Source organism: Bradyrhizobium sp. P2_E8, assembly GCF_056403875.1.
The window spans coordinates 1-8,571 of sequence record NZ_JBFUES010000237.1 but is presented as its reverse complement, the minus strand read 5'-3'; the positions used below and the strand labels follow the sequence as shown (position 1 = coordinate 8,571).

9 protein-coding genes and 1 pseudogene are annotated in these 8,571 nt (G+C 64.6%); 2 read left to right on the top strand and 8 right to left on the bottom strand.

The features are described 5' to 3' along the window. A pseudogene (locus AC1D00_RS15470) lies at positions 1 to 162 on the bottom strand (hydroxypyruvate isomerase); the annotation flags it as partial. Between the two features lie 16 nt (positions 163 to 178). After that, positions 179 to 1,096, bottom strand: coding sequence for an L-threonate dehydrogenase (ltnD, locus tag AC1D00_RS15465; RefSeq protein WP_135172418.1), 918 nt, complete (start codon positions 1,094 to 1,096; stop codon positions 179 to 181). Positions 1,097 to 1,201: 105 nt separating this feature from the next. Between ltnD and otnC the strand changes: the two genes are divergently transcribed. Next, entirely contained in the window at positions 1,202 to 1,876 is a 675-nt protein-coding gene (gene otnC / locus AC1D00_RS15460; protein ID WP_477011273.1) for a 3-oxo-tetronate 4-phosphate decarboxylase, read from the top strand. Between the two features lie 219 nt (positions 1,877 to 2,095). On the opposite strand, the gene AC1D00_RS15455 is transcribed toward otnC, so the two are convergent. The 6 genes from AC1D00_RS15455 to AC1D00_RS15430 all read right to left on the bottom strand — a co-directional run bounded on the left by AC1D00_RS15455 (position 2,096) and on the right by AC1D00_RS15430 (position 7,554). After that, on the bottom strand, positions 2,096 to 2,800 hold the full coding sequence (locus AC1D00_RS15455; protein ID WP_477011272.1) for an ABC transporter ATP-binding protein: 705 nt from the start codon (positions 2,798 to 2,800) through the stop codon (positions 2,096 to 2,098). Further along, complete coding sequence (locus AC1D00_RS15450) at positions 2,784 to 3,515, bottom strand: ABC transporter ATP-binding protein (RefSeq protein ID WP_477011271.1); 732 nt, start codon at positions 3,513 to 3,515, stop codon at positions 2,784 to 2,786. The genes AC1D00_RS15455 and AC1D00_RS15450 overlap by 17 nt, the downstream gene beginning before the upstream one ends. Beyond that, positions 3,512 to 4,489, bottom strand: coding sequence for a branched-chain amino acid ABC transporter permease (locus AC1D00_RS15445; RefSeq protein ID WP_477011270.1), 978 nt, complete (start codon positions 4,487 to 4,489; stop codon positions 3,512 to 3,514). The genes AC1D00_RS15450 and AC1D00_RS15445 overlap by 4 nt, the downstream gene beginning before the upstream one ends. A gap of 1 nt (position 4,490) precedes the next feature. Beyond that, positions 4,491 to 5,369, bottom strand: a complete 879-nt coding sequence (locus AC1D00_RS15440; protein ID WP_404554172.1) for a branched-chain amino acid ABC transporter permease — start codon at positions 5,367 to 5,369, stop codon at positions 4,491 to 4,493. A gap of 32 nt (positions 5,370 to 5,401) precedes the next feature. Further along, positions 5,402 to 6,646, bottom strand: a complete 1,245-nt coding sequence (locus AC1D00_RS15435) for an ABC transporter substrate-binding protein (protein ID WP_477011269.1) — start codon at positions 6,644 to 6,646, stop codon at positions 5,402 to 5,404. A gap of 92 nt (positions 6,647 to 6,738) precedes the next feature. Continuing rightward, positions 6,739 to 7,554, bottom strand: coding sequence for a putative hydro-lyase (locus AC1D00_RS15430; protein ID WP_404554171.1), 816 nt, complete (start codon positions 7,552 to 7,554; stop codon positions 6,739 to 6,741). A gap of 120 nt (positions 7,555 to 7,674) precedes the next feature. Between AC1D00_RS15430 and AC1D00_RS15425 the strand changes: the two genes are divergently transcribed. Beyond that, positions 7,675 to 8,571 (top strand): LysR family transcriptional regulator (locus AC1D00_RS15425; RefSeq protein WP_477011268.1); only part of this gene is annotated, 897 nt, incomplete at its 3' end.

Sequence of the window (8,571 nt, the reverse complement as noted above, 5' to 3'; positions counted from 1 at the left end):
CAGACCGTTGCGCTTGAGCCGCTCGCCGACCGCCTCGGCCGGATGCTCGTAAGGAAAGAGAAACTCGACGGCGGTGAAGCCGGCCTGCGCGGCGGCATCGAAGCGATCGAGGAACGGCACCTCGGTGAACATCATCGAGAGATTGGCGGCGAAACGGGGCATTGGAATCCTCTTGTCCTTACTTGTCGCCGGGAAGCTTCACGCCGGTGACCTGCGCATACATGCGCGCGACCGAGGCGTCGTCATCGCGGCCCATGCCGGCGGCAGCCGTCATCAAGAACATCTGGAGCGCGGCCGCGGAGACCGGCACCGGGAATCTGGCGCTGCGCGCCATGTCCTGGATGATGCCGAGGTCCTTGACGAAGATCTCGACCGCGCTGCGCGGCGTATAGTCGCCGTCGAGCACATGCGGCATGCGGTTCTCGAACATCCAGGAATTACCGGCAGAGGCCGTGATCACCTCATAGACCTTGCGGATGTCGAGGCCCTGCTTGGCCGCAAACGCCATCGCTTCGCTGGCGGCGGCGATGTGCACGCCGGCCAGCAACTGGTTGATCATCTTGAAGGCGGCGCCCTGCCCGGCGGCATCGCCAAGCTCGTAGAGCTTTGCGGCCATGGCGTCGAGCGCCGGCCGCGCCTTTGCGAAGGCGGCCGGGCTGCCCGAGGCGAGGATCGTCAGTTCGCCTTGCGCGGCGCGCTGCGCTCCGCCGGAGATCGGCGCATCCAGATAATGCCGGCCGGTCGCCTCGAGTTGCTTGGCCAGGCGCCGCGCGACGTCGGGATCCATCGTGGCCGACGACAGGAAGACGCTGTCCTTCTGCATGGTTTCGGCGACGCCGTCCTTGCCGAACAGGATCGTCTCGGTCTGCGCTGCATTGACGACGACGCTGACGACGATATCGGCGTCCCTGGCGGCTTCGGCCGGCGTCCTGGCGCCCGCGCCGCCGTCCTTCACGAAGCGCGCCACGGCATCGGCCGAGACGTCGCAGCCGGTGACGGCGTGACCGGCGCGCTTCAGCGAGGTCGCCATACCAAAGCCCATCGAGCCGAGCCCGATGACGGCGATACGCTGATTTTGTGACGTGGAGGCGGACATGCAACTGACCCTTGCGAAACGTTTCCCGGACGGCCGGCCCTTGCGGCGGCTCGGCGAACCGATAACACGGCTTGGCCGCGCTGCCAAAGCGTGAGACAAGCAGGCATGACGGCCATGAGCAACGAGACAAGGCTGCGTGAGGATATCTGTCGCTTCGGACGGTCCCTGTTCGAGCGCGGACTGACGCCGGGCTCGTCCGGCAATATCAGCGTCAAGCTTGACGATGGCGGCTGGCTGGTGACGCCGACCAATGCCTCGCTCGGCTTCCTCGACCCGGCGCGGCTGTYGCGGCTGGATAGCCAGGGCCGGCCGATCTCGGGTGATGCACCGACCAAGGAAGTTCCGCTGCACACCGCGCTCTACGACACCCGCGGCAGTGCACGTGCGATCGTGCACCTGCACTCGACGCATTCTGTCGCACTGTCGATGCTGCCCGAGATCGACCCGCGCGCCGCGCTGCCGCCGATGACAGCCTATTATCTGATGAAATGCGGCGCGACCGCGCTCGTGCCCTATTACCGCCCCGGCGATCCCGCGGTGGCGGATGCGATCAAGGGGCTGGCGGGGAAATATTCATCCGTGTTGCTCGCCAATCACGGCCCGGTGGTTGCCGGCGATACGCTGGAGGCCGCCGTGTTCGCGACCGAGGAACTGGAAGAGACGGCGAAGCTATACCTGCTGCTGCGCGGGATGAACCCGCGCTATTTGTCGCCGGAGCAGGTGAAGGATCTGGTGAAGGTGTTCGGGGTGACGTTGCCGGAGCATGGGCACGGGCATTAGCGTCGCCTCGTGAAGAGCACGACAGTGCTGCCTTATCCACCWCTGTCATTCCCCGCCACCGGGTCTCGCCTTCGGCGAGCCCGATGACAGGCTCCGGCGGGGAATCCAGTACGCCGCGGCCCCTCCGTATCCCACTAACGTCTCTGGAATACTGGATCGCCCGCCTTCGCGGGCGATGACACCGAGGGTGTGGGACGTGTGCGCCCAACACTTATGTGCCTACAGCCCCAGATACGCCTTGCGCACGTCCGGATTGCCCCTGATCTCGCTGGCCGCGCCCTGCATCAGCACGCGGCCGGTTTGCAGGATGTAGGCGCGGTCGGCGATCTCCAGGCACTCGGCCATGCGCTGCTCGACGATCAGCACGGTCATGCCGGCGTCGCGGATACGCTTCACTGCCTGGAAGATTTCATCCACCAGCTTCGGCATGATGCCTTGCGACGGCTCGTCCAGCATCAGCAGCCGCGGGCGCGTCATCAGCGCGCGGCCGATGGCCAGCATCTGCTGCTCGCCGCCGGAGAGTGTCTCGGCCCGCTGCTCCAGGCGTTCGGACAAACGCGGAAACAGCGTGAAGACGAGATCGAGCGGCCCCTCGCGGTCGGCCTCGCCGCGGTAGAGATAGCTGCCGAGGCGAAGATTGTCGCGCACCGACAGGCGCGGGAACAGGCGGCGATTCTCCGGCACATAGGCGATGCCGGTGGCGGTGATGTGGTGCTGCGCCATGCCGTCGAGGCGCTTGCCGTCGAAGGTCACGGTGCCCGAGCGCGGGCGCTCGGCGCCGGCGATGGATTTGAGCAGCGTCGACTTGCCCGCGCCGTTGGCGCCGGCCACGCAGACGATCTCGCCCTTGGCGACTTCAATGCTGACCGCGGAGATCGCGACCAGGCCCTGATAGGCGGTCGTGACTTCATGCACCGACAGCATGACGATCTCCCAGATATGCGCTGATCACCTTGGGATCGCGAACGACGTCGGCAGGCTTGCCCTCGACCAGAACCTTGCCGAGGTCGAGCACGATGGCACGGTCGACCAGCGGCATCACGATCTCCATGACGTGCTCGACCATCAGCACGGTAATGCCGGCATCACGCACCTTGCGCACCAGCGCGACACCGGTCTGCGCCTCGGTCGGCGTCAGGCCGGTGAGGACTTCGTCGAGCAGCAGCAGCTTCGGTTCGGTCGCGAGCGCACGGGCGACCTCGAGGCGGCGCTTCTCGGCCGGCACGAGATCGCTTGCGAGCACGTCCGCGCGTGCGGCAAGGCCGGTGAATTCGAGCACCTCATGCGCCTTGCGGCGGGCTTCGCGCATCACGGTGTTGCGCACGAGCGCACCGACGATGACGTTGTCGATGACCGTCATGGTCTCGAAGCTCTTGACGACCTGGAAGGTGCGCGCGACGCCGCGCTGACAGCGCTCGGCCGCCGGCAGGTTGGTCACATCCTGCCCGTCGAAGATAATCGAGCCCTGCGTCGGCGGCAGCACGCCCGCAATGAGATTGAACAGCGTCGACTTGCCGGCACCGTTGGGACCAATCAGGCCGACGATCTCGCCGCGCCCGACCGAGATCGAGACATCGCTGTTGGCAACAAGGCCGCCGAAACGTTGCCAAACGCCGCGGGTTTCAAGGAGCGCGGTCATCGCGAAGCTCCCTTGCGGCGCGAGAACAGCCCGATCAGACCTTCCGGCCGCGCCAGCGCAATCACGACGATCAGCGAGCCATAAACGATGAGATCGACGCCGCGGCCCGAGCCGCCGATATAGGAGCGCGTCAGCTCGGTGAGCGGAATCAGGATTACCGCGCCGAGCAGCGGCCCCCACAGCGTGCCGATGCCACCCAGCACCGCCGGCAACGCCATCAGCAGCGAGAACTGGAAGCCCATGACGCTTCCGGGATCGATATAGGAAACATACATGGCATAGAAGCTACCGCCGACCGCGACCAGGAAGGCAGAGACGGCCGCAGCCCCCATCTTGGAATCGAACACGACCACGCCGAGGCTCTGGGCCGCATCGGGATTGTCCTTCACCGCGCGCCACCAATAGCCCCATTTCGAGTCTTCCAGCCACCAGGTGACGAACCAGGCGATGCAGGCGAGCGCCAGCGCGAAATAGAAGTACGGCAGCTTACTGCGGGCGAACTGGAATTTCAGCCAGCTGTCGCCGCGCACCGGCATCTCGATGCCGAGGGCCGCACCCGCCCATTCCCAGTTCTGGATCAGCAGCAAGCCGATCTCGGCGATCACGATAGTGGCGATCGCAAAGTAGTGGCCGCCAAGGCGGAAGCAGGGATAGCCGAGCGCCAGCGCGATCAAGGCGGAGATGGCGCCGCCGGCGAGCATACCGAACCAGGGCGGCACGCCGAACTTCGTGAACAAGAGCGTGGTGGTATAGGCGCCCAAGCCGAAATAGAGGGCATGCCCGAGCGATATCTGCCCGCAATAGCCGGACAGGATGTTCCAGCTCTGCGACAGCGCCCCGAACATCAGCGTCAAAATCATGATGTTCTGGACGTTGGGATTCTTGACGAACAACGGCACGAGCGCAGCGGCGACCGTAAGGCAAGCTGCAACGAGGAGTTCGCGGCGACGCCGCTCTGTGAAGCTCTTGTCCATCTCACATCGATCCGAACAGGCCGCGTGGCCGGATAAAGACCACGAGGAGATAGACGGCATAGATGCCGACCGACTTCAATGATGGTGGCAGCACGAGCGCGGTGGTGGCCTCGACGAGACCGACGATGATGCCGCCGGCGAATGCGCCGAACACGCTGCCGAAGCCGCCGAGCGCCACCGTGACATAGGCGATCAGCGCGAAGGATGCACCGACGTCGGGATAGATGTAGAAGAAGCTCGCCATGATGGCGCCGGCGAGCCCCACAAGGGCAGCTCCGAGGCCCCAGCCGAGCGCGAACACGCGGTTCTTGTCGATGCCGACGAGGGCCACCGCACCGGGATCCTCGCGGGTCGCTTCCAGCGCACGGCCGAAATCGGTGCGGTTGATGAACAAATAGAGCCCGCCGAACGCGGCGATCGCGACCAGCGCGCCGAACAACTGCGGCTGCGGCAGGAAGATCCCGGCGACCGATACCGTCTTGCCGCCGAGCCATGAGTTGGGGACGCTGCGGTAGTCGGCCGTGAAGAACAGCTGAGCCAGGCCGCGCATCACGATCGCAAGGCCGAAGGTCGCGAAGATCTGCACCATGCCGACATTGGCCTTGGCGCGCATCGCAAACCGCACGATCACGAGATAGACCACCGCCCCCAATACGAACAAGGCGGCGGCGGCCAGCGGCGCCGACAGCAGCGGATCGATCGCGAAGAACGTGAACAGGAAGAACGTCACGTACATCGCCAGCATCAGGAATTCGCCATGGGCGAAGTTGACGACGTCCATCAGGCCAAAGATCAACGCCAGGCCAACAGCGATCAGTCCGTAGAGCAGCCCCATCAGCAGGCCGCTCGCAAGACTCTGGATAATGGTTTCGGCTGTCACGTTGCTTCGTCCCCCGCCCGCAACCTGGTCGCTTACTTCATCGGCCAGATCGCATCGGCAACCGCCGCCTGCGACGGGAAGATGGTGACGAACTTGCCGCCGACAWATTGCAGCAGCACCGGATCGGCATCGTTGTTCTGGCCCATCTCGTCGAACTTGACCCGCTTCCAGGGCATGATGGTCTGCTCGCCCGACATCTCGGTCGCAGCCAGTGCGTCGCGGATCTTCTCGCCGTCGGTGGATTTGGCGCGGTTGATGGCGTCCGCCATGATGATCATGGCCATGAACTGCCGCGACGTGTTGTCGTTGAGGTCCTTGCCCGACTTCGCCTTGAACAGATCGTTGATCTTGCCGACCATCGGCCGCTTGGCGGCGAGATCGAGCGAGAAGCTGCCGCGGGTGATCGCACCCTCGAGCTTGTCGCCGACGGCGTCGTAAAGTGCCTTTTCGGAGAAACCGGCGGCTTGCGCCACGATGGCGTTCGGCTTGTAGCCGAGCTCGGCCATGGTCTTGACCAGCAGGATGCCGTCGGTGGTGTAGCTCGAGGGCAGCAGCACGTCGGCATTGGCGGCCTTGAGCTGCTGGACTTCAGCCGAGAGCGACGGCGAGTTGGCGCGGTACTTGATGTCGGCGACGATCTTGTAGCCGCGTTCGGTGGCGAGCTTGGTCTGCGCATTGGCAGAGTCGGTGCCGAAGATCGTATCTTCGTGGAACAGCGCCAGCGTCTCGGCCTTGGCGCCCTTCTTCTTCATCGCATCGAGGAAATCGAACATCCCGGCCGAGAACATCTCGTCGTGCGGTGAGGCGCGGAAATAATACTTCAGGCCGCGGCGGTGCAGACTCGGCGAGGAGTTGTCTGCCGACAGGAACGGAGTCTGGTAACGTTCGCAGATCTGGCTGATCGTGACTGCGACCGCGCTTTGATAGGAACCGAGAATGGCGCAGACCTTTTCCTGCGTGATGAGGCGCTCGGCTTCGGCGCGCCCCTTTTGCGGGTCGCCCTGGGTGTCGGCGTAGACGAGACGGATCTTGGCGCCACCAAGGCCGGGCAAGCCCAGGCCCTTCGCGAGCGGAAGGTCGAAGTCCTGATCATTGTTGATGATATCGACCGCGGTCTCGAACGCGCGCTGCGCATCGACACCCACCTGGGCACCGGCGCCCGACAAGGGATAGGTCGCGCCGATCACCACTTCAGAAGTTTGCGCACGGGCAGCCAGCGGCATCAACGCGGCAGTGGCAGCGGCTCCGAGCAGAACGTCGCGGCGAGTGATCGTCATAGGCAAAGTCCCCTGTTATTCGAATTTTGCGCGTATCGAATGAAGCGATTGACAGATAGCGTAAAGCCTGAAGAAGCAGCAAACGCTGCCCATTAAATCACGGCCATGGTCCTGTTCTTGAGATCCGTCACCAGCATCAGGCCGGGCGAATGCGTGATTGCGAACGGCACCTTCGCGGCATTGATCACCGATTGCGGCGTGACGCCGCAGGCCCAGAACACCGGGATCTCGTCATCGGCGACCGGCACGGGATCGCCATAGTCGGGCTTGGCGATGTCCTTGATGCCGATCAGATGCGGATGGCCGAGATGCACGGGCGCGCCGTGCACCGCGGGATAGCGCGAGGTGACCTGCACCGCGCGGATCGCATCGGCCGGCTTGAACGGACGCATCGACACCACCATGGGGCCGGCGAACGGACCGGCCTCGCCGCAGGCGATGTTGGTGCGGTACATCGGCACGCGCACGTTCTGCTCGATGTGGCGGATCGGCATGCCCTCGTCGAGCAGCGCCTCCTCGAACGAGAACGAGCAGCCGAGCACGAAGGTCACGAGATCGTCGCGCCAGTACTTGGTGACGTCGGTCGGCTCGTCCACGACTTCGCCGTCACGCCAGACGCGGTAACGGGGAACGTCGGTGCGGATGTCGAGGTCGGCGCCGAGCGCAGGGATATGCGGACTGCCGACGTCGGACATGCCGATGATCGGGCAGGGTTTCGGATTGAGCTGGCAGAAGCGGTGAAAGGCGCCGGCATATTCCGCCGGCAGGATCGCAAGATTGCCCTGGACGAAGCCGGGGGCGACCCCGGCCGTGGAGCCCACCTCGCCGCCGCGATAGGCGAGCCGGGCCTTGCGGCTCGGGAGGGTGTCGGGTGTTTCAGTTTGCTGCACTGCCACCAAAACAGTCATGTGATCGACCTGCCTATAAACTCGACAAAGACAAGCCAACACCAAGCGTGCTATAAAGTCTAATCTTCCTTTCTAATCAATATCGATAAATTCCTTTTATCGATCGGGAAAATCCTTCCAATGCTGGACTTCAGGTCAATCGAGACATTCCTCTGGGTTGTGAAGCTCGGCAGCTTTCGCGGCGCCGCACAAAGGCTCAACACGACCCAGCCAGCGATCTCCCAGCGCATCGCCCAACTCGAGCGCGAGATGGGCGTGAAGCTCCTCAACCGCGATCATCGCGTGGCCTCGCCGACGCCGAGCGGGCGGCAGATGATGGTCTATGCAGAGAAGCTGATCGGCCTGCGCGCTCAGATGATGGCCGAGGTCGGCGACCGCTCGGCGATGCGCGGCGTGATGCGGCTCGGCGTCGCCGAGACCATCGTGCACACCTGGCTGCCGCGCCTCGTGAAGAGCGTGAACGAGCTCTATCCGAACCTGTCGCTGGAGATCGAGGTCGACATCACGCCGAACCTTACGGCGCGCCTGCTCGCGCAGGAGATCGAGCTTGCCTTCGTGGTGGGGCCGCTGTCCGCCTCCGGCGTGCACAACCGCGTGCTCGCCGATTACCCGATCGGTTTTCTCGCAAGCCCCTCGCTCGGCCTCGGCAAGGGCCCGGTGACGCGCGCCGATCTCGCGCGTTTTCCGATCATCACCTTCCCGCGCAAGACCAGGCCCTACGAGGTCGTGCGCGAGGTGTTCGACCGGCCCGAATTGCCGCCGATCCGCCTGCATGCCTCTGCGTCGCTCGCGACCGTCATCCACATGGCGGTCGAGGGCCTCGGGATCGCCGTGATCCCCGACGCCATCGTCGAGAACGAACTCGCCGACGGGCGGCTGCAACTGCTCGACACCGATCTCGAAATCACGCCGCTGACGTTCACGGCAAGCTGGCTCGCCTCGCCCGACGTCGTGGCGGTGGAGCGCGTCGCCGAGCTTGCATGTCAGATTGCGCAGAGCAGCCTCGCGGTTGACGCG

Excerpts from the sequence above, each read along its gene's own strand:
- AC1D00_RS15445 (WP_477011270.1), bottom strand. The coding sequence starts at position 4,489 with ATGGACAAGAGCTTCACAGAGCGGCGTCGCCGCGAACTCCTCGTTGCA.
- AC1D00_RS15450 (WP_477011271.1), bottom strand. The coding sequence starts at position 3,515 with ATGACCGCGCTCCTTGAAACCCGCGGCGTTTGGCAACGTTTCGGCGGC.
- ltnD (WP_135172418.1), bottom strand. The coding sequence starts at position 1,096 with ATGTCCGCCTCCACGTCACAAAATCAGCGTATCGCCGTCATCGGGCTC.
- AC1D00_RS15455 (WP_477011272.1), bottom strand. The coding sequence starts at position 2,800 with ATGCTGTCGGTGCATGAAGTCACGACCGCCTATCAGGGCCTGGTCGCG.
- AC1D00_RS15430 (WP_404554171.1), bottom strand. The coding sequence starts at position 7,554 with ATGACTGTTTTGGTGGCAGTGCAGCAAACTGAAACACCCGACACCCTC.